A 23811-nucleotide genomic window follows, 5' to 3' on the forward strand; every position below is an offset into this window, starting at 1 on the left:
CGCAGCGGAAATAGGATAATTGCGAGCTTTCGACAGACGATCTAGTGACACACCGAATTGCTGTGGGAGGAAAGCAGTTTGATCTACAGATTTGGCGTCTTCGCCTATGACAGCGATCGGTTTGAACTGACAGACACGAACGGCGCGGAAATCCCTTTGCAGCCGATGACGAAGGAACTGCTCTATCTGTTCCTTCAAGAAGGCGTGGGCCAGCTCCTGACCAAAGCGGTCATAGTGGATAGTCTGTGGCAGGGACGGCAAGTTTCCAACGCTGCGCTGCTAAGCCAGATTAAGACCTTGCGCGCGGCCCTGAACGATACGGCCAAGCCGAGGCAGATTATCGCCACCGTCCACGCCAAGGGATGGCGCCTCATCCCCGAAGTGGAGATGGTGCGTCAGCAGGCGGCGGTTCGGGCACCCATTGCCACCGTCGAAAGCGGCGAGCCTCGCTCAGAACTGATTGGTGAGAAGCCATCGATTGCTGTCCTGCCGTTTCGGATCATCGGCGATGGACGCTCGCCCAACGCTTCCTTTGCCGAGGCGCTGCCGGACGACATTATCTCTGCGCTGGCCCGCCTGCATATGCTGCGCGTGATTGCGCGGGGCACCAGCTTTCAGTTCGGCAATGGCAACATCGCCCCATCCAAACTGCGCAAGGCGCTGAGCGTCGATTACTGCGTCAGCGGCTCGATCGAGCTGGGCGGAGACAGGCTGGTGGTTGCGATTGAGCTGTCCGATACGCGCGATGACAGCGTCGTGTGGTCGGAACGCTTCGAGTTTGATCCGCGCGCAGTCCACGAAATCCGGGAGCATGCCGTCGGACGCGTTGTGCACGAGGTTGAGCGGCAAATCCCGCGTAATGAAGCGGAAAGACTAAGGATTGCCGCGCCTAAAGACCTGACCGCATGGCAGGCCTTTCACATGGGCTCATCGCTGCTCTATCGCCGGGGCATCAACAATATCGAGCGCGCGCAGGCTTATTTCACCCGCGCCGTTTCCATCGACCCAGACTTCGCGCGGGCGCACGCCGGGCTGTCTCACACCTATTGGTGGCTACTGCTCCAACGCACCTTGCATGATCCAGGCGACGCCCCGCAATTGATGCGCCAGTCGGCGGAGGCGGCCGTCGATGCCGATCCGGATGACCCGTCCGCTAATCTGGCGATGGGCAAAGCGCTATCGCTCAGCACCCAGCGTGATCAAGCGCCCGAATGGCTGGAACGCGCGATTGATCTTTCACCCAGCTATGCCATGGGCCACACGCAGGTTGCAGCGCATCACGCCTTTGCAGGCCCGTATGAAGAGGCGATGAAACACGGCGAACTCGCGTTGGCGCTGAGCCCGCGCGATCCGATGCGCTACAGCACCTATGCGGCGCATGCGATTGCTCAATTCAATCTCGGCGACATTCAGGCCGCCGCAGAATGGGGGCGGCGCGCGCAAAGTGTGCCGCATGAAGACCTGATGATCATGGTCACTGCCCTTTGCGCGGTCTTCCTCGCAGGAGACAAACAGGAAGCGGCCGAGATCGCTGATAAGATCCGCAGTATCTTTCCGACCGTCACCATCTCAGGGATTGAGCGCGCCAATCCCTTCATGGGCGATCAAGTTCGCCCGGTCGTCCAGGCGATCCTAAGCGCAAACGGATTTCACTAAATCGCGTGGTCAGATGTGCTCAGTCAACTGGGCTAGGCGCCTTCCTCGATCGTAATCAGCGTGCCTGCATCCGGCGAGCTGGGCGAGACAGTCATCGGGCAGGAATAGCCCTCGATCAGCTCGACATCGTACAGCTCGCCAATATCCCCATCGATCCGGAACCAATCGACACAGGCGCCCGACTTTAGATCAATCACCTGAACGCCGCACCATGGCTCGCTGTCGGCGTCTTTCAGCCGCTGGTCGAGTTCCAACCCTTCAAATCTCTTATAGCGCGGACGGGACAAACCAACGAAGGCAAACCCGCCGTGAAACGCCAAACCGCGCAGGAAACCGGGGCAGAATGTGAGCGCCTTAAATTTGCCCATCTTGGCCTTGCCCTTCGGCTTTTCGACATATCCAAACTCACCCGTGCCAGCGTTCAGCACCCACAATTTGCCATCGTGCCAGCGCGGCGAATGCGGCATTGAAAGCCCTTCGCAAATGATCTCGTTCTTCTCGACATCAATCACCACGCCGCCATCCGCGCGGCGATCGCGCCAGCCATCAATCGTGTTCGATTTAGACACTGCGGTAACGAAGGCGGCCTTGCCATCTCGCATGGCAAGACCATTGAGGTGACAGCGGTCTTCATCGACCAGATCGGTTATGAAGGACGGACGCCAGATTTCCTTAAACGAGTGGCGCGGCGAAATAGTCGCAAGGCAATTGTAGCGCGTGTTGACGAACACGATCCTGCCATCTCTGTCCACCCCAACATCATGCGCATCAAGCTGTCCTGTGACATGCTGGGTGCGCGGCATAAAGCAGGCGTCATAGACCTGATTGATGCGCTGTTCTTCGCTGAGCACATTTTCAAACCGAATGATTTGCGCCCCGGCGGACAGAACAAGGCTATCTGGCCCATCAGCGCACAGGCCCATCGGCTTGGGCATCCCCGATTGATGCAATTGCGCCCCTCCCTGCGGCCCCACGCCAAGCATGTAGAGAAAGCCCGACTGATACGAAGTGAAAGACAGCGAGGCCTTCATGCCCGCCAATCGCGCCAGCAGCCCGCCCGAAAGCGAATATTCAACCTTCGGCGGAGCGGCCTGTGTTTGACTGACCGCTACCTGCTGACCTTGTCCTGTCATGCGAATGAATGCCCCAAAGCTAAAATTGCAATTGGTCCGACGTACCACATTTTTGAGCGGTTCCAAGATCGCAAACTGGGTACACGTTCGAAGCGGCCACTGGACGCAATAGGACGATGACGCACAAGTGCGAATGCCTATTAGCTATGCTGCTAGTCTAATCGCAACTTATCTCTCATGGCCACAGCTTCTTCCTACCCAGCAAGTTCTCAGGCCAAAAATTCTATCATTCAGCCAAAGCGACTGAACGGAAGGTCTTGTAGGTTTCCCATACGCTGAGTGGCTTTGGGCTTTGAGGTGATTGTGGACGTTTGCGTGAACTGAAGCGAGTTTCTTTAGCGACTTCATCTGTCGGAACTAAAAAGCATAACTCCCTATCCTCGCTGGCAAGCTAGGTCTGAAATCTCCGCTATTTTGTTGGCCCAGCGCCTCACCTCGTGCTTTCCGGTCTTTCCTAACTCGCGTATCGCAGCCTTGTAAGGTCGCAGCCAATCGGTGGTGATCTACGCCGGAGAGTCATGCCGTTTCAACACTTTCGCATGAGCTGCATGGCGATCTTCTTTGTCGCGGGTCTTGGTCACGTGGCTCTCAACGAAGCGACCACTATTCTGCGCGACGTCGCACGAAAACTGCCAGCCACTTGCTACCGTTTCGCTCGATATCGACCAATTGAAAGCCGTCCCTGCGCGCCCGGGTAAGGCGGTTCGCCAGTTGCTGATCGTTCAGAGCCGTGAAGACGCGCGCTTGGCGAACGCCGTCCTGCCGCAATGTCATGTCGAACCGGGATCCCGGTTTCATATAAAGCGGCCATCCGCCTCCGGGTCCGAAGACGCGGGCGGCATCGGCCGAATACTCAGCCTGCGTGGGTTTCCAACGTGATGTTCGATGTTCGGCGCGCGGGCGCACAAATATCGCTGCAACTCTCTGGTTGCTAAATCCGCTAGCCTGGTGATCGACCAATACCATCGACCCATTGCGGACCCGCTCCCGGAACTCCCGGTCAAATCGGCTTCGCTCGATCTCCGTAAATGATGCCCAAGCCAAGTTCTCCCGGTTCTCGACCCAGAGCCCCGCGTAATAGACTTTATGCGCGCCGCCCCGGCCTCCTGGATTGGAGACGTGTTTGGTTAGCGCTTCGATGTCAGTCGGGCGGTAATCTCTATCGCGATTGGTACGCCAAAGATCGTTGTAGGCGTCTTTTGGCACGCCTCCCACAAGATCCCAGCCGCGTCTGTCAGGATTGGGCGCCGAGACGAGGTGAAAGCGCAGGCACCGTTTGTTGAGGCTCGTACATTCGGCGATATTTTCCATCTCGATATCGATTGCGATGCGGCCGCTTTCACGCAGGGTAGTGGCGAATGCATCGAGATCATTGCCTGCGATGTTGCGGTGGAGATTGTTACGCCCATCGATAAAGGGTTGCAGGTAGCCCTCCGCTTGCACGGGCCCGGCCAATGCGGCGAGCATGAGCGACCCAAGTATGGCCTGTGTGCGAGCGCGTAGTTTCGATCGAATTGTCATAGCGAATTCCTTTTTCACGGAGCGCGAATTGCGTGTTGGCATGCGGGACTGTTTCAGCGGTTGGTGCGCCGCGGCGCGTTTTTGGTGGCGGCCACGTAGGCGTTGAACAGTGCTTGTGCGAGGTCGCCTGAGGAGATTTCGTCACTGTTCGAAATCGCCACGCCATAGCGCCTACCGGGCAGTTTAATGACAACCGCCGATGCGCCTCGGAACGATCCTCCGTGATAGACCCAGTTGCGTTTCCCTGTTTCCGTGAGGAAAGTCGTGTCGCTAATGATCCGATTGAACACCAACCGGTCGTCAATGTCATCGGGCGCGATCATGCGCTTCCGAATGCGCCGTCCGACTAGTGTGTTGGTGAAGCCCATCTGCCGGGCGAACCGCGCGAGCTGGCGAGCGCTCATGTAATAGCTGCCCTGCGGATTGCAGGTTTCCGGCTGAACAAAGCCGCCGACCTGATCGCCGAGCGATGAGTAATATTTCGCAAATTTGTCTGGGCCGCGGTCTCGCGCTGGATTGCAGGTTGGGATGGGGCCGCGAAAAACAATGTTGAAGAACTGCGTGTACATGAATGTCGTGTAGAGAAACCGGTAAGCTGGCTCGACTGCCTTGCCATATGCTGCGCCGGACTTGCCTGCATGGGCCTGGTCGATGGAGGCGGCCTGATCCGGAAACGCTATGCGAGGGATGATGAAGCGCAGCACCGAGATGTTGCAATTGTCGTACTTGCGGTTGGTGCCCGGCGCTTGCGCGCCGCGCGACAGACCATAATCTATGTTGACCCACCCATCAGGAATTGGCGCTCCGCCGTCACAATAGCCGACATCACCTGGTGCACGGTTGAGGCCCGATTTGTGCATGAGCAGCGTGCGCAGGGTCATCCCAGCAAGACGAGCCCTGTAAGCCTGCTTCATTTTTTGGGGCAGCAGATCAGAAACCGGCGTATCAAGCTGTTGGTTTACGGTGCCATTGGCTATCGGCTTTTCGCGCAGCAAGTATAGCAGTCCTGTGCCGCTAATCAGCTTGCTGACGGAGCCGATATGACTTGCCGTCCGAACCGTCATGCGGACATTGCCATCGCCGGGCTTCTGGGCCCAACCATCTGCTCCCTCGGCCAGAATGTTAACTGGCCCAGTCAGCGCGAAGGCATAGCCCACCGTGTTGCCGCGCAGTCGGTCATGCATTGAGCTTTCAAACCGTTCGCGATTTAGCGGCGGGATCTCTTGAGCGCAGGCGGGCGTGGCAGTGGGCACAGCGATGGCCAAAGATAAAGCAGCACGGAGCATCATTTTCATTTCGGTCTCCCCCAAAACACGGCATTCGCGTTTTCATGCCATTCCAAGAGTGGCGGAGATCAGGATATTGGCGCAGCTGGATGCGTCATCGGGGCGGCTACCCATTCTTGGGAAACGCACTACCCAAATTTCATGGGGCAGCCGCGGACGCTTTAGGGGATGGCTTAAACCTTCATTCGGTTTCACCAACGATCCACGGCTCGTCGCGCAACTTCAACAATACGCCGAGCCGATTTTCCACCTCGAGTTTCTGCAGAATAGCAGAGACGTGATGTTCAACTGTGCGCTGTGAGCGGGACATTTCCTCAGCGATCTGAGCGTTGCTAAGTCCCTTGGCTAGGTGTTCAAGAACGATCATTTCCTTGGCCGTTAAGCCAAATGCGTTCTCGCGAGCCGCACTGTAGGGACCGCGCGGCAAGGTAATATCCTCACGCGCGATGCCCCGGAGCTCAAGCAAATCAATTAATCGCGTGGTCGCGCCCTTTGCACCTTGCCGACTGAGCGCCGCCAGCCCCGCGGACACTGTCTCCACGCTATTCGACAGACCAAAGCAGACATTGGCAAGATAATCCGCACCAAGCCTCGCGAACTGCATGCCGGCCTCAGAATAGTCACCCCGGATGGCTGATCCGAAAGGTGTCTCGTCCTCATGATCGGTATGCTTGGGAGATGCCCCGGTTAGATCGCACCAGAAATTGTATTCAGCGCGCGCCCACAGACTGAAACACGACGGCTCGATCCTGTCCAAACCGCTTACCGCTTGGGCGGCGAGATCTTCAGAGTCGGTCAGCCACGCTTGCTCCAGCATCGCCATCAAGACAGGGATGCAGTATTGCACCTCGCCAGTCGCCAGCGCATCCTTGTATGCCTTTTGGAGTGTTGTGGCCGCGTCTTCATGCGCACTGCGCACGTACAGCCGAGCCAACATGATCCTGGCAGGCAGCTTCATCAGCAAAGTCTGCCCCGGCGTTCCGATTACCGAACGACAGATTTCCTCGACCTCGTCGAGCCGTCCTTGCTCCAACCGAAGTTGGGCTTTGCGGCCAAGCAAATAAAAGGTCCAGCTGTCGAGTTCATGCTCGGTATCAAATTTGATCCCGCGTTCCAGCGTCGATTCTGCAATGTCCAACCTGCGCATGTCGACCGCATATTCTGAGAGGTTGGTGAAGACCCGCGCTGCGTCCTCGTGAAGGTTATGGGTCAGCGCAAGATCGAGGCTTTTTTCAAGATCTACAATCCCTTGCTCATCGCCAAGGAACATGCGCGCCGTGCCAATGTTGTTAAGTGCGTGAACTTCCACTTCGGGAATTGGCTTGCCTTCGATCACTGCGAGGGCGCGCTCTCCCCAATCGATTGCTGCCTCCATCCGGCTGGCCAGCATGTGGATTTGGGAACGCATCGAATAGGCCAGCGCAAGCGTGCCCTTGTTATCCAGCCGCTCGAGCAATTGGATCGCATCGTCGAGATAACGACTGGCCTGTGTTGCCTCCCCGCGATACCAGTGCAGGCGCGAAAGATGCCGCAAATTGTCGGCGATGCGCTCATCGTCGCCGAGCACTCGCCACATCGTCAATGCATGGCGACGCGCCTCGATGACACGATCATCAATCCGGTGGGCAATTGCAGCTTCATAAGCCCAGCTTTCATAAAGCCGCGCGGCCTCTTCAGGCTTCGCTTCATCAACATATTCGAGCGCAGCCTCCAGATAGTCGGCCGCCTCTTTATGCGCACCAAGCAGCGCGGCTTTCTCCGCAGCGATAGGGGCAAATTGCAGCACCATTTCAGCATCGACAGCGCCGCGTGCATGGTGAAGCAACTCGCCAGCATCATGGTCTTCAGGGCTTTCAAGGATGAAGGCCAAGTGCTTGCGATGCAGATTGCGGAGCTCGATAGACGAACAGCGATTGCAAGTGGCGAGCCGGGCCAGTTCATGCCGAAAACGCAGACGTCCATCGTCAAGCTCGACCAGGATCGAAAGGTCGAGGCAGTCGCGCAGCAATTCTTGATAATCGTCAATCCAGCCGCAATGCAATTCTGGCACGATGTGCACGGGGATAATGCTTAGGGCTTCAAGCAGCCTGATCTGCTTGCTGGAGAGCCGCGCGAGGCGCCCATTTACTGCATCTTGAACGGACGCGGGAACTTGCCGATGGCCATCATTGCTCGCGAGAATCTCAGAAAGGAAAAACGGGTTCCCATTTGTTACCGAAAGCAGCTTCTCCGGATCGCGCCCGCTATTGTCGGCCATCCTCGTAACGGCGGCCAGCGAGAGCGATTGGAGCTCGATCCGGTCCATCTGGTCGCTGGGAATGTCTCCCAACACACGCAGCAAGGGATGGTCCCGGCTCAGCTCATCATTGCGAAAACTGACTATCATCAAGACGCTGCACATGGTGATGCGGCGCCCAAGAAATCGAATGAAATCGAGCGTACCAACATCTGCCCAATGCACATCTTCGATGATCAGGACGACCGGATGCTCGCTATGGCTCAGCTTGGACAAAATCCGAGAGAACAAGGCCGTGCCGCCAGAATTCTGCCAATCATCGCCCAATTCGCTCATCAAGGCTGCAATATCATGCACCGGGCCAAGGGGGCGCGGCGTGAACAAAGCGTCGCACATCCCCCAGATGCACCGACAATCCTCCGCATGACGCGCAGCAAACTCTCGAAGCAAGGCAGTTTTGCCAATGCCAGCCTCGCCGCTCAGCGCAACCACCCGGCCACCTGCATCGCAGGCCCCCAATAGGGCCGCCAAGCGTGAAAGTTCGATATCGCGTTCAGCAAGCATTTCGCCAGTTTGCCCAAACGGAAGGTCGGCGACCAGCTTCATCTGAAAAATTGGGTAGTGAGCGGTGAAAATTGGGTGGACTGGTTTTGAAACTCTTAGACGATCGAGGCAGCTCGAATCAGGCGCAATAATGGTGACAGAGCAGAGCTTTTGGCAATCGCGAATCTGTGTGAAAGGCCTGATCTACTTAAAGAGCTTGGGGGCCTAGAAGAGCGCGCACCTCAAATATCGATAGCACAAACAACGCAATCGAAGCAATTTCTAGGCCAACAATCAAATATCGATTGTGCCGCCGGTTGAGAAAGCGGACAGCCAGTAAATCAGCCTACTGCGAGGCCCTACAACGGGTTTGTTCTTCTGGGGGTGGGGTTCGTTCGAGTGGGCTGCCTACCCGGATTGGTGCGCCTTGGCTTTGGCCGCCAATGGTCCGCTCTTAGCTTATATTGGTGTCCGCAGACCGTGCCCGCATGGCATGAGAAGTTGACGCCGTTGGGTGGCAGCTTGACGGTCAACTGAGGAAACCAAACTGGCCAGTTCCAATCGCGTGACCAGATCGCAATATCGACATAGGCGCGGCCGACCAAACCTGGCGTCATTTGAAAGCCGAGATTGTAAACTGGATTGCGGACGGTAAACCGGCTGTAATGGTTGGCGTTGATCGCCAGTGGATAGGCCCTGCCGCTCTCGCTCATGCTAGTGGTCGTATTAGACACGTGATCGCGCAGATCAAATTTCAAGCCATCAGAGAAAAACTCCATTTTGATCGCCGGGTGAATTTTAGCGCCAACTACGCCAAAATGTGCGCGACCGAGCAGCAAATCGACCTGCTCGATTGATCGAACAATCGGCGGCGTTGTTTCGCCCGGAGCAGGCGGCGTGAACTGGCCATCACGAAACGGGGCTGAGCAGACGGTCGGTCAAATCTACACCAACATCAAGCAGGCTCAGATTACCCTGTCGTCCCCCGGTCAGCTTGTAGAGAAAGCCGGTATACGCGGTCGCTTCTGCGACCAACTCTTTGCCACCGAAGCGTTGTGAACTAGCGAGCCCTGTTCGCCCATATTGGTTGGCGTTTGCATTGATAGGGCGGAACTCGGGGGTGAAGGATGCTCGTTCGGTGCCGTTCTGGTGGCGATACTTGTATGTACCGTCCATCCGGACGGGAAAGCGCAAGCCAAAGCCATAACTAAACCCAGCGTAAGGCTCGACATAATAGGTGCGACGGCAGCCAAACAAGCACCATTTGACCGTTATCGAAACGCGCTTTCGCCATTCATGGGCACGCCCGAGTGTGAAGCCGGTAAGGTAGAACTCGCGATCGATGGCGATGTCTTGCTCCAAATCAAGCGGCGGAGGGGCGGCAAGATCACTTGGGCCGCGAGGGGAAACCGGGCCCCGGCGCAGATCGCTTGGCCCGCGCCGATGAGCAGGTGGAAGCGAGCTTGTTTGCGCGGTTCCGCCCTGGCGCAAAACCCGCGCATCCTCTGCCTCGCGTTCTGCCGAAGCTGCCGCGAGCCGATAACCGCGGCGGGGCGGCCGCTGGGTGACGCCGAATGTGGGCCGGGCTTGAATGCGCAAATCCTGTGCCTCAAGATTTGGCACAAACATGACCTCTTCGATCTCGATTTCGGCCTGAGCCAGCATTTCTGCCTGCAAATCAGCATCACTCATGGCTGCCAGCCGATCGGCTTCGGCGGCACCGATCTGGTCGCGATATTCGGCCTGCGTGAGATATTGCCGCAGTTGCGCAACGTCTTGGTCAATCTCTTGCTGCTGCTCAGCAGTGGCGGCAGTAGCACTCGCAAGGGCCTGACGCCGACTTGCGGCATTGGCGATAAAGCGCGCGTCGTTTGTGCGATCAGCAAGCGAGGACTGACGTTGACCCGGTGTTTTTCGGGCGAAGCACTCGATACCTTGCGCAGCGATGGCTCGGCGGCTTTCCGGATTGGCGCACACGCCCGGCTTCAATTGATAGGATAGGAACTGGCGAACAATTATTCCTTCTGCGATTTCTGCGACTTCAAACGTATCAGCGCGAACGGAAGCCAGCGCAGGCTGCGCTTTTAGGCGCTGCGCCAAGTTCACGGGCGCTGCGGGATTCTGAAGAATTGGCCGCATGTCTGCAGTTCCCTGATCCAGCTCAACAACAGGTTGAGCGCGCACCGACTGAATGGTCATGCGCCGCTCGGTCGGTTGGGATCGAAGCAATGCTTCTGCGCCACGAGAATTCAGAATTTTTGCACTTGATGGAACTTCGACTTGCAGTTCTACTGGCCTTCTAACCTCGGTGTTTTGACCGCTGGATGTGCGCAGCTGTTGATCTTGCGCAGTGAGCGAGGCCGAGGCGCCCACTGCTATAGTCATCAGGACGATCTTGGTTCCATCTTTCACGGTGCGTTCCTCCCGCTAGGCAACAAATGTGACAGCTTCCAAGCAATGCCATGGCTGGCCGTAGAGCGCTTCCGAGGAGGCACCCAATTTTCGCACGAACGACACCCAATTTTTGCTCATGGATCGCCAAGACTACCAGACGGTGCTGTCAGTCTAATCGGAACTTGTCTCCGATTGGCAAGGCTCACCCCTTCCCCGACAAAGGTCAGGCCATAAGGTTTTGCCACTCAGCCAGTGCGGCTGAGCGGGCGGTCTTGTAAGTTTCGCGATCGACTAGGTGGCGTTGGGCATTGAAGTGATTGTGGACGTTGGCGTGAACTGAGGCAAACTTCTGTAAGCTCTTCATTTGCCTGAACCGCAGCATCGCTCGCTCTCGTCGTCGGAACGGCAGGTGGCTGTTTCCACCCTGTTGTTGGCCCAGCGTCCCACCTCCTGCTTCTCAGTGTTGCCGAGTTCTTTCATAGCAGCCTTGTACGACGTGAGACCATCAGTGGTGATCTCTGCGGGTGAGCCATGCCGCCTCAGCGCTTTCCGCATGAACCGCAGTGCAGCCTTCTTATCCCTTGTCTTTGTGACGTAGCTCTCAAGGATCTCGCCTTCTTGATCGACTGCGCGCCACAGGTAGTGGAGCTCTCCATTGATTTTCACTTAGACCTCGTCGAGGTGCCATTTCCACTGTCGGAAACCTCGCATCCGGCTCACCCGCTGGCGCTGCACATCGGCTGCGAACAGCGGACCAAACCGGTTCCACCAATGCCGCACGGTCTCGTGGCAGACATCGATCCCGCGGGTGCTGTCAGTCTAACGCGAACTCGTCTCCGCTAGACGTAGAGCGCCCTACCCTCGCCGCTCTTCAAGCCATGAGGTTTTGCCACTCGGCCAGTGCGACTGAGCGATTGGTCTTGTAAGTCTGTCGGTCGGTTTGATGGCGGTCGAAATTGAAGTGGTTGTGGAGGTTGGCGTGGACTGACGCGAATTTCTGTAGCGATTTCATTCGCCTGAAACGCTGCATGACACGCTCCCTTCGTCGGAACGGCAAGTGGGAGTTCTCCACTCGGTTGTTGAGCCATCTTCCCATTTCGCGGCGACCTTCAATGCCAAGTTCTCGCATGGCTGATGAGTAGGATCTAAGCCCATCCGTGACGATCTCTGCTGGTCCGCCGTGGTTTTTGAGAGTCTTCTTCATGAAACGCAGAGCAGCCTTCTTGTCTCGCTTCTTGGTGACGTAGCTCTCGAGAACTTCACCCTCGTGATCGACCGCGCGCCACAAATAGTGCGTCTCGCCGTTGATCTTCACAAACATCTCATCGAGGTGCCAGCGCCACTGCCTGAACCCTCTCATCCGGCTGATACGTTGGTGCTTGATGTCGGCGGCGAACATTGGACCAAACCGGTTCCACCAGAACCGTACCGTCTCGTGACAAATGTCTATCCCTCGCTCGAAGAGCAGATCTTCCACATTCCGCAAGCTCAAGGGAAACCGAACGTACATCATCACCACAAGCCTGATTACCTCGGGTGACGAGTTGAAACGCTTGAATGGACTGGGCGGCTTAGCTCTCGACTTACGGCTCATGACCCTCCGGTAGCACGGCAAATCAGAAATGCCTCGTTAGTCTGACAAGACCGTTTGAGGTGAATTGACTACGATGAGTTGGCTCGGAAAATTTGCGTTTGGCGAAACGGTGGCTGCCTACACGGGGCTGCCTGATGACAATAAGCTTCATGCTCACGCTGCGTATCAGTTAGCTTTCGGTCATACCGAGAACGTATGTTTGGCTGACGAAAGCAAGGAACGGCATTGCGGTGAAGCTGTCATTGTCCGTGCATCTGTCTCCCATGCTATCATAAGCAAAGAACCGGTGACGATCATTTATCTCGATCCGCAAGCATCGCAGGTTCTGGATATCGCAAACCTTCTTGATGGAGCGGATATTCTGACCGTCCGAAGGGATATGCTACTCTTTCCTTTGAGCTACGAACCTGAGGACCTGGTTCAGTTTCTGGACGCGGAAACAAGTGTTCGATCAAATGCCATAGACCATCGCCTTGCCAAAGCTCTTTCGTGCCTGCGTGAAGCGCCCGGCCACGTTACAATCGCACAAGCGGCCGCCAATGCTGGTATTTCGGTTTCGCGTCTGCGAGCGCTCGTACGAGAACAATTCAAGGTTCCACTTTCAAATTGGTTGATTTGGCGCAAGCTTGAGGCGGCTGCACGTGCGCTGGCAAGTGGCGATTCCCTTGCAGCAGCGACTTATGCCGGCGGTTTTTCGGATCAAGCGCATTTTTCTCGCACAATGCGCCGGATGTTTGGGATCACCCCCACCGCCGCCGCTGACGCGCTGAACCGGTAGCGAGACAAGCGCTTTGTTCAAGAATACTCTGACCCGATAAGCTACGCTGGAGCCTCTTTGGAGGTTGGGAATGAGTATCATCAGGGGATTGATGCGCTATGCATATGCGCCAATGTTTTTCGCTGGGTTTGTTGGAGCTGCCATTTGGTTAGTAGGCGCTGGACATAGCAAATTTTGGCTCATCTCTTTGCTTCTGTTAGCGATAGCACTGTCGTTCGTCGTCGAACGAATTGCTCCCTTTGAGCGCGTCTGGAACGTATCAAAGGGCGACATAGGCCGCGATACGATCCATGCTATCGTAAACGAATTGTCGAGCTTCGTCGCGGTCGCTGTGATTCCTATTCTTGCTGCCGTGACGCATGGTTTTGAGGTTTGGCCGGATCGTTGGCCGCTTTGGGCACAGCTCGGGATGACGATACTGATCGCGGACTTCGGAATCACGATGACGCACTATGCCAGTCACAAGGTCGAAGTGTTGTGGCGATTGCATGCGGTCCACCACAGCGTTGAGCGGATGTACGGCTTCAATGGACTCATGAAACATCCGCTCCATCAGGTAATCGAAACCACTGCGGGGACCACTCCGCTGCTCTTGATGGGGATGCCGCTGGAGATCGGCGCGCTGCTTGCTTTTGCTGTTGCCATTCAACTGATGCTGCAACACTCTAATTTGGATATGCGCGTAGGTCCTCTTATACATATTTGGGCTGTGGCGCCCGGTCATCGTCACCATCATCTTGCGCACAAAATCGATGGTGATGTGAACTTTGGCCTATTTACAATGATTTGGGATCATACTCTCGGCACGTTCGAAAAGGACCGTCCGCAACCGCGCGATGGCCAGTTGGGTGTGGCAGGTCGGCCCAATTTTCCTAGACGATATCTTGCGCAATTGATCGACCCATTTCGCAAGAGCGTCGAGGCATCATCGAAAGCAAAGGTCACCGGATCCGAGCAAGGCTGAAAACACAGCTTGGACGCCTCCAAGAGCAGACCTTCCGCTCCCACCCCCATGAGCTGATCGAAACCTGATCGGACCGCAATTCCAAAAGCCGTCTGACAGCTTAGTATCAAGCTGTGACAAAAGCGCTTGGTCGGGTGTCGACCCATGTGTGGACATCAGGTGAGCGTTTGGGCTATCTTAGAAGCAGTCGCCGATACACTTTGGACTAACGATGGAAGTTAAATGCCTCGCGGATAGGCGAACTTTCCCTTAGCCTATCTTTCGCGAAGCTATTTTGGGCATTGGAAGTCTATGACATTTAGGCGAAGCATAATCGGGTTCGGAATCTTCCTCCTGATAGGCGGAATGTGGCTCACGCGCGCTGCAACCGGTTACCCATCCGTTCTAGATCCATCACTTTCCGCTCCTCAGGCTGTCCTGATCGATAATGTGCGGCTGATTTCTATGGCCTCGGATGCACCGGAGGTAGAAAATCAGCGCGCGATCCTAGTTGTTGAGGGTGAAATAAAAGCCGTTGGTGACGTTGGCGCACTAACACCGCCCGAAGGCGCCCTGATCATTGATGGAACTGGTAAGACCTTAATGCCCGGTTTGATTGATGCGCACGTCCATCTCTGGGATGAAGCTGAACTCGCCGCCTACCTTGCGCACGGAGTAACCGGGGTGCGCAACATGTCAGGCATGCCGTTTCACTTGCCGTTAGCCGAACGGATCGCTTCCGGCGAGATGCTCGGTCCCGATTTCCAGACGACTGGACCAATACTCAACAGTCCGGGCCCAAACGAGCAGCTTATGCATGTGCTCGTGACCACCGCCCCCGAAGCCCGCGCGGCTGTCATAGAACAGTATGATGCAGGATATCGAGACCTCAAAGTCTATTCAAACCTCACCCGTGAAGCATTCGAAGCCATACTGGTCGAATCCCGCCGCCTCGGCATGACGGTATCCGGACATACGCCGGAAGGCGTAAGGGAATTTGGGATGCCCACTGAGATACCGTTTTCCATCCCTTTCGAAGAGAACCTCGGACAAGGTTTTGTGACCTTCGAACATGTGGAATCTGTAACATGGCATGGGTTGCGGGGGCGATCAGGCGAGGATCAGATGCGCGAACTTGCAGCTAGAATCGCTGCTTCTGGCGAGACCGTCACGACGACACTGATTGCCCATGACAATCTCGTTCGTGTCGCCGCCTCAAACGGAGCATATCTCGATCGCCCCGGCGTCGAGACGATCGCACCGGTGGTTCGTTGGTTTGAAGAGGACAGTTACGAGTTTTGGAGCGCACAGGACCCCGCCAGTTATGAAGGGCCACGCGGCGAATTTTATTTGACGGCAACCCGTTTGCTGCATGAAGCTGGCGTTCCTTTGATCGCAGGGACTGATGCAGGGGTTTTTACGAATATTCCGGGTTCATCCATGACCCGCGAATTGGAGCTGCTTGTCAGAGCCGGACTGTCACCACACGAGGCCCTTGCATCCGCAACGCGCATCAGCGCTGATGCTCTTGGTTTTCATAAAACCGGCGTCGTTGCTTCTGGCTACCGTGCCAATCTTATATTGCTTTCCGATGATCCGTTGAACGATATCAGCGCGGTCGAAACCCCGTTGGCGGTCATGATCGGTGGTTACTGGTTGGATGAAGCAGGCTTAGCGGAAATGCAAAGTGGCGCGCGCGAATCGTCTTTCGTTCGGTCGGCCCGCAGAGCGATCGCCATGTGGTTGGATCTATAGCTTAAGCAATCGGGGGCGGGCTTCCAGAGGCCTAATCAATCAGGCTGATTTTAGTGTTTTGGCCAATTGGTTGCCCCGAAAAGACCGAAAACTGCCGTTCCGCTCCCACCGCCAACTTCGGACGTTGAACTATGGCTCGAACTGGGCCGATACCGGAATGTCTGGTTGTAGCCGATCGGTACTGAAACCGGACGGTCGGATTACGACCCAGTTTCGGACGTGAGCGTATGGTCTGCATTGCCAGCTCATCTCGGATCGAAAAGATGAGTGATAACGCATGCTGCTATACCGCCGCCGGTGTCCTTAGCGTCTCGCTGGGGGGTTCCTTGAACTCTTCACGGTAAAGCTTGGCGAAATGGCTCGTACTTGCGAAGCCCGAGGCGTTGGCAATTTCGGCAACTGTCTCGAACTGCTGCTGCAAGATCAGATCACGAGCATAGCGCAAACGGATCGATCGGATGAACGCAGCGGGCGCTAGGCCTTGTGACTTCTTGAGCCTTCGGCCCAGGGTCTTCTCAGTGACCCCCAGAGTCGATGCCAAGGCCCCAGCACCAAATCCGCGTTGGTCAATATTTTCGATAACAGCCTGGGTTGCTCGGTCGAGAAACCCTCCGCCCGAGCCAGCCTCAACCGCTTCTGCCGCTGGTGCTTCAATTGCTTCCAGCTCAGCGTTCCCGACTTGCTTCGCCCGTTCGACCTCACCGCGCAGCCGGACCGTTTCGGATACGGCCAAATTGCGCTGTTCCTGGATAGCATTGATCATGCTCGAGATCGCAAGCATCATGAAGATGCCCTCGGCGATGGTCGATGTCGCATAGCTCAGCGTGATCGGGCGCATCATGATCACCTCGAACGCAGATCCCGTCGGCACAACGTCAACGGGGAAGACGAAGAAATAGAGCGAGGAAAACAGTCCTAGGGATAGGGCTAGCAAAGATGCAAAGACTGGCACCGCTTGCTTCATGCCCTTCAGCGCTTTGCGCCCTGACACGAACAGCAACACGAACGGGCATAAAATGAAAACAATGGGGAGCGGCGTTCCAGTCTCCCATGGATCGACCACGGCCCATATTGTCGCGGCCAATCCGATGCCAGTCAGCACATGAAACACCAACTGGCGCCTCTCACGCGGGTCCGGATCGACCGTGAGCAGGACCCGGCAATATTGGATATTGGCTAGCATCACCAAGCCGGATGCAAGCTCAATAACGCGCCGGACCTGCTCGATGGGAACAGTGACGCCCCATGACTGGATGAACCACCCATCGTAAAGCGATGTCAGGCAGAACATGCCGAACAGATAGATCGTATAATATTGATAGAAGCGGACGTCGAAACGCCTGAACAGGATCAGGCTGAAGACAATCATGATCACGCAAAAACCGAGCAGCGAGGCGGATATGATCGTGAAAATGTCAGACCAGTCTTCCAGCATCCTTGCGGAACTGAGTACCGGTGTAAGGGAAGGCGCGTAGGTGCCTGACACGCGCACAAAATAGGTTCTCTCCGCCCCTGGATCGATTGCGAAAGAAACAGCTGTCTTCAGGCTACTGTTCTCATTTTGCGTTGGCGGAACAATCCGCCCATCGCGCATGACCGGCACTAGTGCACCATCTAACTCTTCGTAGAGCGCCGCCTCATCGACGATCGTTTCCAAGAACGCAACGCCCCAAGTCTGTCCTTCTGCATGGGGGTTTGCAGCGTCAAACCTTAGCCACAATGCGCCATCTCTTCCGGGAATATCGAACACGGTCTGGCAGGGCGTGAAGGTGAAGTCTCGCGCTGCAATACTGTTCGCTTCAATATCGCCCGAGGGGTCGAGGAAATAGCTCGCCGATAGCGGTTTCAACTGGCCTCCGGGTAGGTCCGCAAGAGAATTGGTTGGCCCTGCAGCTTCGCTGCATGTCTCAGCGCCCGTTTGCGCGCCAGCTTGCGCTGGCATGATCGGTACGAGCAACGCCATCGCCAGCAAAAAAAGCACACCTCGATGCGGCAATCTGATCACTTCGATTCCCTAAAATTGACGTGCTGGGCGAGCGCCACCGGTCATATTTCCTGACTATGGCAAACGTGTTTCGGACAAAATTGGATGCGTCTCGGACAATCGGGCCGCTGTCTCTTTTCTCTTCCTCGGCGCTGCTTTTTACACGCTCTCAGAAATGGGTCGGAACTGCAATGCCCTAGCGGCAACACGCAGCACATAGGGGCTGCGTCTGATCCGTTTCCCAAAATGCCAGAGGGAACGAACACATGAACTTTTCAACCAAAACCATCCAATGCGGCCTTCTCGTCGCCACCAGCATAGCGGCCCTTTCCGCCGCCAATCCTGCTTCGGCGGGAACCTGCCTGATCGATCGTGACAATAATGGCGAAGTCGATCCCGGCACTGACGATGATGGTGGCGCCAACGCCGAAGGTAACGATCAACAACTGGCTTGCGGGGTTGGAGCGGCTGCAACTGGCGATAACAGCACCGCCTTTGGCCAAAATAGCTTGGCGAGCGGCGGTTCCGCGACCGCCATCGGTCAAGACAGCCAGGCAACCGGCCTCTTCTCCACTGCAACAGGAAAGGCAAGTAGAGCGACTGGCGGCATCTCAACGGCCTATGGATCCAACAGCAAAGCCTTGGAAACTGGAAGCACCGCAATTGGTTCTGCCGCCGAAGCTAGCGGGAACAGCAGCGTTGCGATCGGGTTGAACAGCCTGGCGAATGCTGACGGCGCAGCTGCAATGGGTGGGCTAGCACAAGCCACCGCCAACCAAAGTATCGCTATTGGTAATGCCAGTCAGGCGACCGGTGGTTCGGCCATCGCCATTGGAGGGTTAGCTTTTGCAGACGCGAGTTCAGCCACCGCAATCGGAGGTTCAGCTCTTGCGAGTTCGGCTGACAGCACCGCAGTTGGTACCTACAGTCAGGCCAACGGGCGCCTTAGCATCGCCTTGGGCGCGAGAACTGAAGCCAACGCGCGAGGCGGGATTGCGATCGGGAGCTATGGCTCTAGCGGCACCTTCATTGGCGCGCTCGTCTCCGGGATAGATGCCGTTGCGATCGGCACGGAGGCTTTGGCGAGCGCACGTGATTCGGTCGCTCTGGGTGCAACATCTGTGGCTGATCGCGAAAACACCATTTCCGTCGGTGCAAGCGGTGCGGAACGCCAGATCGTCAATGTAGCAGCAGGTACGGAGGATACCGATGCGGTGAACAAGGCCCAGCTTGATGCGGCAATGCTCGGGAGCTCTTCTTCCGGCACCGGCCTTAACAGCATCGCTCTCGGAGCGGGAAGTGACGGGTCCGGAAATTACTCGATTGCGATCGGCGAAGATGCTGAGGATGCAGACACTGATGGCGCGATTGCCTCAGCTAACGGGGCGATTGCCATCGGCAATGATGCGGTCGCAAGCGCAAACGAAGCGAGCGCATTCGGGTTCAGAAGTGAGGCAAGCGGCGACGGCAGCACAGCCATCGGTGCAGACAGCCAAGCCACCGGTGAGCTGTCGATTGCCATCGGCGCGGACGGCAATGACGATGATGCCCTAGGCGCGGTTGCCTCCGGAGAAGACAGCATCGCTATCGGAAATGACGCACTCGCTTCCGGTGAAGGTGCTAGTGCGTTTGGAGGTTATAGCATAGCCAGCGAATGGCGCAGTACAGCCATCGGACGTCGCAGCGAGGCTGCTGGTGAAGGTAGCACCGCAACGGGCTATGGTAGCGAGGCTCTTAGTACAGGCAGCACTGCGATCGGATATTTCAGCGACGCTGTTGGTGCATATAGTACTGCGGTCGGGACACATAGCAACGCTGATGGTAATGCCAGCATTGCCATCGGGCTTTTGAGTGAGGCCGACGGCGCCGCAAGCATCGCCATTGGTTCGGATAACGACGGGAATGAATTGGGAGCGATTGCATCCGCCAATGGCGCTGTAGCGATCGGTGGTGACGCCCAGGCGACCAGCGAACGGGCGGTGGCGATCGGATTGGGCGCTATTGCATCGGGCTCAACGGCGATTGGCGGCGGCGCTCAGGCCACTGGTGCGGGTTCGGTCGCGGTCGGCATCGAAGCGCAGGCGACAGGAGATAACTCGATCGCAATTGGCGAAGATGCCGTGGATAGTTCGACTCAATCGGACGATGACACTCTAGGTGCAATTGCTTCCGGGGAAAACAGCATTGCGCTCGGCAATGACGCGGAGGCCAGCGGTCACAGCGGCATTGCCATCGGGCGTTCCAGCGAGGCTCTCGATGAGCGCAGCATAGCAATCGGGCGTTCCAGTGAAGCTACTGGCTTTCACGGCATCGCGATTGGTGCCGGTAGCGAAGCTTCTGGCCTTTACGGCACCGCGATTGGTTCAGCTAGCGGCGCTGAAGGCGAGGGCAGCACAGCTATTGGTAACTTTAGCGACGCTTTAGGCGATTCCAGTACCGCGATTGGCGGAGGGGACGCTATTGGTGACTTTAGTATCGCGGCTGGGCGGAGAAGCGACGCTAGCGGAATTAGCAGTATCGCGATCGGCTATGATAGCGAGGCCACCGGCGTCGGTAGCATCGCAAATGGCGAAGAAGCTAAAGCGAACGGTGACCAGTCGATTGCCATTGGCGCGGACGGTGATGATGCGGATATTGACGGCGCAATCGCCTCCGCCAATGGCGCCATCGCCATAGGTGGTGACGCCCAAGCGACCAGCGAGCGGGCGGTGGCGATCGGATTGGGCGCTATTGCATCCGGTTCCACTGCGCTTGGCGGCGGCGCTCAGGCCACTGGCGCTGGTTCGGTTGCTGTTGGCACCGATGCGCGGGCGACTGGAGATAGTTCGATTGCAATAGGCGAAGATGACGGCTCCCAGGATGCAGATATTCTAGGTGCCATTGCTTCCGGGAATGGCAGCATTGCTATCGGAAATGATGCGCTTGCTTCCGGCCAATCAGCCGTTGCGTTCGGAGGCAACAGCATAGCCAGCGATCGGCGCAGTACAGCCATCGGGCGTTTCAGCTTGGCTGCTGGCGGCGGCAGTACCGCAACCGGCTTTGGCAGCGAGGCTCTTGGTACAGGCAGTGTTGCAATCGGGAATTTCAGTGACGCTGAAGGCGCATATAGTATCGCACTCGGGGACAACAGCGATGCTACTGGTGATGGGAGCGTCGCAATCGGGTTTTTGAGCGAGGCTGATGGCGAACTAAGCATTGCACATGGCGGGACGGCGAAAGCGATCGGTGACCTCTCTATAGCAATTGGTTCGGATAGAGACTTTGATGAGTTAGGAGCCCTGGCATTAGCCGATGGTGCGATTGCAATCGGCAATGATGCGCTTGCCAATGCCACCAATGCCGCCGCTTTCGGGATTGGTGCGCAGGCGACCGCGCTAAATTCGGTGGCGCTTGGTGCAGATTCCTTTGCTGATCGTGAAAATAGCATTTCGGTCGGCGGAGTGGGCACAGAACGGCAGATCGCAAATGTCGCGGCAGGTGCGGAGGATACCGATGCGGTCAATCTTGCCCAGCTCAACGCCTCCATCACGGTGGCTAGCGCCAGCGGGTGCCGCAACAATCCCGGTCCTGATGGCATCCCCGGCACCGCCGACGATCTTACCGACACACTTGAATGCGGTGACGGGGCAATGGCCTCGGCGGCTGGCAGCACCGCAATCGGTGACAATAGCGAGGCAAGCGGGGAAGGAGCGAGCGCGGTTGGTAACAGCGCGCGGGCTTCGGGTGACAATGCCAGCGCGTTCGGAACAAGGGCGAGCGCTACCGGTGATGACAGCACCGCCATTGGCGCGCTCAGTGCGGCCAGCGGGTTCCGGGCGACAGCCAATGGTTATCGGAGCAGCGCCTCTGGTGAAAGCAGCGCAGCCACCGGTGCTGGGAGCCAAGCCTCGGCCAACTTCAGCACCGCAACAGGTAGCTTCAGTGAGGCTAGCGGAGATGCCAGTACCGCCACCGGTTATGACAGCGTCGCGAGCGGCCTCTTTGCTACATCTATGGGTTCCGGGAGTATAGCATCGGGCAGGCAGGCTATTGCCGTCGGTGCCGGAAGCAGGGCGGAGGCCAATGGCGCGATCGCGATCGGCGGCGACGGGGGCGATATGGATCCTGATGGTGCGGCGGCATTGGGTGAAAATGCCGTTGCACTTGGTCTTGATGCCCAGGCTCTTGCCCTTGGTTCGGTTGCATTGGGCGCAGGGTCGATCGCTAGCCGCATCAACGGCGTATCAGTCGGCAAGGTAGGCTCAGAGCGTCAGATCGTGAACGTCGCAGCGGGTACGCTGGATACTGACGCCGCTAATGTCGGGCAGCTTAATCTCGTCCGAAATGCGGCTACCAATGCTCAAACAACCGCCGATGCGGCGCTTGCAAATGCTGCGACCGCGCAAGGAGCTGCAGACAACGCTCAAGACACCGCTGATCAGGGGCTAGCGGATGCAGCGGCGGCTCAAATCGCCGCGAACAACGCTCAGGACACCGCCGATCGGGGCGTAGCAGATGCGGCGACCGCCCAAGCTGCTGCGAACAATGCGCAAGCGACCGCCGACCAGGGCGTTGCCGATGCTGCTAACGCCCAAGGCACTGCTAACACGGCTCTCGCCAATGCTGCCACAGCGCAAAGCACCGCCGATACGGCGCGCACGGCGGCGGCAGCGGCTCAGACGCGGGCTGATGAGGCGTTTGCTAATGCTGCCACGGCTCAATCGACCGCCGATACCGCCAGAGCGGAGGCTCGAGCGGCGCAACTGGCCGCCGATCAAGCGGGTGCGGGTGTGGTCAATGCCCAAGCAAGAGCTGACGAGGCGTCTCGAGAACGCTGTCGATGCTCAAGCGGATGCAAACACTGCGCGTGCCGAGGCCATGCAGGCCCAGGTCGATGCCAACACGGCGCTGGCGAGGTCAGAGGCGAACAGCCAAGAGCTTGCATATTTCGACAGCAACAGCAGTGGCCCCGGTGCCAATGCTACCGGTCTTGACGCTCTCGCCATCGGAACGGGTAGCGAGGCTAGCGGCGATCGATCCGTCGCCATTGGGGCAAGCGCGCAAGCGACAAATGGGCAGGCAGTTTCCATCGGTTCAGGCAATATTGCCTCAGGTGACGGAGCTGTCGCCATCGGTGACCCAAACTTTGCCACAGGTACGGGCGCGGTGGCGCTAGGCGCAGACAACAGCGCAACCGGCACGGGTGCAGTGGCAATCGGCAATCTCAATGTCGCCAATGGCAACGGGGCGATTGCGCTTGGCAATGGAGCGTCAGCTGTTGGCGATGGTGCAATTGCCATCGGCCCCAGAGCAATCGCGGACCGCGAGAACCTAATCGCCTTGGGCAGCGAAGCATCGAGCGTGAGAGTGGCCGGTATTACCTCACAGGCCAGCCGGGCGGCTCAGGAAGGCGCTCTAAGCCTCGTTACCACTGATGCCGCCGGAAACCTTGGCTCGACCTCGCTCGATGTCGGTGGACTGGTCAATCTTGGTGGCCGTGTCACCGATCTCGAAACGCAGACATCTGCAATTGCGCGGCAGGTGACGCTGGTTGACCGGCAAGCCAATGGCGGGATCGCCGCTGCGATGGCGCTGTCCGGCACGACGATCATTCCCGATGCCGATTGGTCGCTATCGTTCAACCTGTCGACTTACGAAGGTGCACAAGGCTTTTCGACCGCGATCGTCGGCCGTGTTGCGGAGAAGGTCTATGTTTCTGGAGGCATTACGGGATCGACTGTTCGCGGAAGCACAGGCGGCAGAGTGGGCGTCACGTTTGGGTTTTGATCGGCTTTACCGACCCCCTCGGGCCGATCAGGGCGGCGCGGTGAATACGCCGCGCCGCCCACACCGGATTATCAGACCCGGTAATCATGTCAGCTTTCACCCCCAATTTCGGAAATTGGAACAATGCGGGAAAGTCTCTTGAAGCGGACGCACGTTGGAGACGAGTTGCTATATGACTACCTTCACCATCCCGGGCTGTTTTCGTGCCCACCGTACGCAGCA

At 57.3% G+C, this 23811-nt stretch carries 14 protein-coding genes and 1 pseudogene; 7 read left to right on the forward strand and 8 right to left on the reverse strand.

Annotation, left to right across the window (positions count from 1 at the left end; genetic code table 11):
- The first annotated feature begins 78 nt into the window (after positions 1-78).
- On the forward strand, positions 79-1656 hold the full coding sequence (locus AC0V6U_RS08645; RefSeq protein WP_472642768.1) for a winged helix-turn-helix domain-containing protein: 1578 nt from the start codon (positions 79-81) through the stop codon (positions 1654-1656).
- 32 nt (positions 1657-1688) lie between these two features.
- On the opposite strand, the gene AC0V6U_RS08650 is transcribed toward AC0V6U_RS08645, so the two are convergent.
- The 4 genes from AC0V6U_RS08650 to AC0V6U_RS08665 form a co-directional block, all read right to left on the reverse strand.
- Positions 1689-2789 (reverse strand): TIGR03032 family protein, encoded by a 1101-nt coding sequence (locus AC0V6U_RS08650; RefSeq protein WP_472642769.1) that lies wholly within the window; start codon positions 2787-2789, stop codon positions 1689-1691.
- Between the two features lie 603 nt (positions 2790-3392).
- Positions 3393-4310 (reverse strand): hypothetical protein, encoded by a 918-nt coding sequence (locus AC0V6U_RS08655; RefSeq protein WP_486169428.1) that lies wholly within the window; start codon positions 4308-4310, stop codon positions 3393-3395.
- Between the two features lie 53 nt (positions 4311-4363).
- Positions 4364-5605, reverse strand: a complete 1242-nt coding sequence (locus tag AC0V6U_RS08660) for a serine hydrolase domain-containing protein (RefSeq protein ID WP_472642771.1) — start codon at positions 5603-5605, stop codon at positions 4364-4366.
- Positions 5606-5777: 172 nt separating this feature from the next.
- Positions 5778-8438, reverse strand: coding sequence for an ATP-binding protein (locus AC0V6U_RS08665; RefSeq protein ID WP_472642772.1), 2661 nt, complete (start codon positions 8436-8438; stop codon positions 5778-5780).
- 554 nt (positions 8439-8992) lie between these two features.
- Here AC0V6U_RS08665 and AC0V6U_RS08670 point away from each other — a divergent pair.
- Positions 8993-9232, forward strand: coding sequence for a hypothetical protein (locus AC0V6U_RS08670; RefSeq protein WP_472642773.1), 240 nt, complete (start codon positions 8993-8995; stop codon positions 9230-9232).
- A gap of 52 nt (positions 9233-9284) precedes the next feature.
- Here AC0V6U_RS08670 and AC0V6U_RS08675 read toward each other — a convergent pair whose 3' ends face one another.
- The 3 genes and pseudogenes from AC0V6U_RS08675 to AC0V6U_RS08685 all read right to left on the reverse strand — a co-directional run bounded on the left by AC0V6U_RS08675 (position 9285) and on the right by AC0V6U_RS08685 (position 12363).
- On the reverse strand, positions 9285-10787 hold the full coding sequence (locus tag AC0V6U_RS08675; RefSeq protein WP_486169429.1) for a hypothetical protein: 1503 nt from the start codon (positions 10785-10787) through the stop codon (positions 9285-9287).
- 205 nt (positions 10788-10992) lie between these two features.
- Positions 10993-11576, reverse strand: a pseudogene (locus tag AC0V6U_RS08680) (IS6 family transposase); the annotation flags it as partial.
- Positions 11577-11640: 64 nt separating this feature from the next.
- Complete coding sequence (locus tag AC0V6U_RS08685; RefSeq protein ID WP_472642775.1) at positions 11641-12363, reverse strand: IS6 family transposase; 723 nt, start codon at positions 12361-12363, stop codon at positions 11641-11643.
- 73 nt (positions 12364-12436) lie between these two features.
- Between AC0V6U_RS08685 and AC0V6U_RS08690 the strand changes: the two genes are divergently transcribed.
- From AC0V6U_RS08690 to AC0V6U_RS08700, 3 genes are all read left to right on the forward strand, one after another.
- The gene (locus tag AC0V6U_RS08690; RefSeq protein ID WP_472642776.1) at positions 12437-13141 is read left to right on the forward strand and encodes a helix-turn-helix domain-containing protein; all 705 of its coding nucleotides are present in this window, start codon (positions 12437-12439) and stop codon (positions 13139-13141) included.
- A 70-nt stretch (positions 13142-13211) separates the two neighbouring features.
- A complete protein-coding gene (locus tag AC0V6U_RS08695; RefSeq protein ID WP_472642777.1) occupies positions 13212-14105 on the forward strand; it encodes a sterol desaturase family protein in 894 nt (297 codons plus the stop codon).
- Positions 14106-14450: 345 nt separating this feature from the next.
- Positions 14451-15839, forward strand: a complete 1389-nt coding sequence (locus AC0V6U_RS08700; RefSeq protein ID WP_486169430.1) for an amidohydrolase family protein — start codon at positions 14451-14453, stop codon at positions 15837-15839.
- Positions 15840-16122: 283 nt separating this feature from the next.
- On the opposite strand, the gene AC0V6U_RS08705 is transcribed toward AC0V6U_RS08700, so the two are convergent.
- Positions 16123-17820 (reverse strand): helix-turn-helix domain-containing protein, encoded by a 1698-nt coding sequence (locus AC0V6U_RS08705; protein WP_486169431.1) that lies wholly within the window; start codon positions 17818-17820, stop codon positions 16123-16125.
- Positions 17821-18089: 269 nt separating this feature from the next.
- Between AC0V6U_RS08705 and AC0V6U_RS08710 the strand changes: the two genes are divergently transcribed.
- Positions 18090-22796 carry a beta strand repeat-containing protein gene (locus AC0V6U_RS08710; RefSeq protein WP_472642780.1) on the forward strand — a complete coding sequence of 1569 codons (4707 nt, stop codon included), beginning with the start codon at positions 18090-18092 and terminating at the stop codon, positions 22794-22796.
- Complete coding sequence (locus AC0V6U_RS08715) at positions 22681-23589, forward strand: hypothetical protein (protein ID WP_472642781.1); 909 nt, start codon at positions 22681-22683, stop codon at positions 23587-23589. The genes AC0V6U_RS08710 and AC0V6U_RS08715 overlap by 116 nt, the downstream gene beginning before the upstream one ends.
- The last annotated feature ends 222 nt before the right edge of the window (positions 23590-23811 follow it).

The sequence above is a fragment of the Erythrobacter sp. W36 genome (assembly GCF_057364935.1).

What these genes read in the sequence shown, in the direction of transcription:
- AC0V6U_RS08650 (WP_472642769.1), bottom strand. Translation starts at nt 2,789, where the DNA reads ATGACAGGACAAGGTCAGCAGGTAGCGGTCAGTCAAACACAGGCCGCT.
- AC0V6U_RS08655 (WP_486169428.1), bottom strand. Translation starts at nt 4,310, where the DNA reads ATGACAATTCGATCGAAACTACGCGCTCGCACACAGGCCATACTTGGG.
- AC0V6U_RS08660 (WP_472642771.1), bottom strand. Translation starts at nt 5,605, where the DNA reads ATGAAAATGATGCTCCGTGCTGCTTTATCTTTGGCCATCGCTGTGCCC.
- AC0V6U_RS08665 (WP_472642772.1), bottom strand. Translation starts at nt 8,438, where the DNA reads ATGAAGCTGGTCGCCGACCTTCCGTTTGGGCAAACTGGCGAAATGCTT.
- AC0V6U_RS08685 (WP_472642775.1), bottom strand. Translation starts at nt 12,363, where the DNA reads ATGAGCCGTAAGTCGAGAGCTAAGCCGCCCAGTCCATTCAAGCGTTTC.
- AC0V6U_RS08690 (WP_472642776.1), top strand. Translation starts at nt 12,437, where the DNA reads ATGAGTTGGCTCGGAAAATTTGCGTTTGGCGAAACGGTGGCTGCCTAC.
- AC0V6U_RS08695 (WP_472642777.1), top strand. Translation starts at nt 13,212, where the DNA reads ATGAGTATCATCAGGGGATTGATGCGCTATGCATATGCGCCAATGTTT.
- AC0V6U_RS08700 (WP_486169430.1), top strand. Translation starts at nt 14,451, where the DNA reads ATGTGGCTCACGCGCGCTGCAACCGGTTACCCATCCGTTCTAGATCCA.
- AC0V6U_RS08710 (WP_472642780.1), top strand. Translation starts at nt 18,090, where the DNA reads ATGAACTTTTCAACCAAAACCATCCAATGCGGCCTTCTCGTCGCCACC.
- AC0V6U_RS08715 (WP_472642781.1), top strand. Translation starts at nt 22,681, where the DNA reads ATGCAGGCCCAGGTCGATGCCAACACGGCGCTGGCGAGGTCAGAGGCG.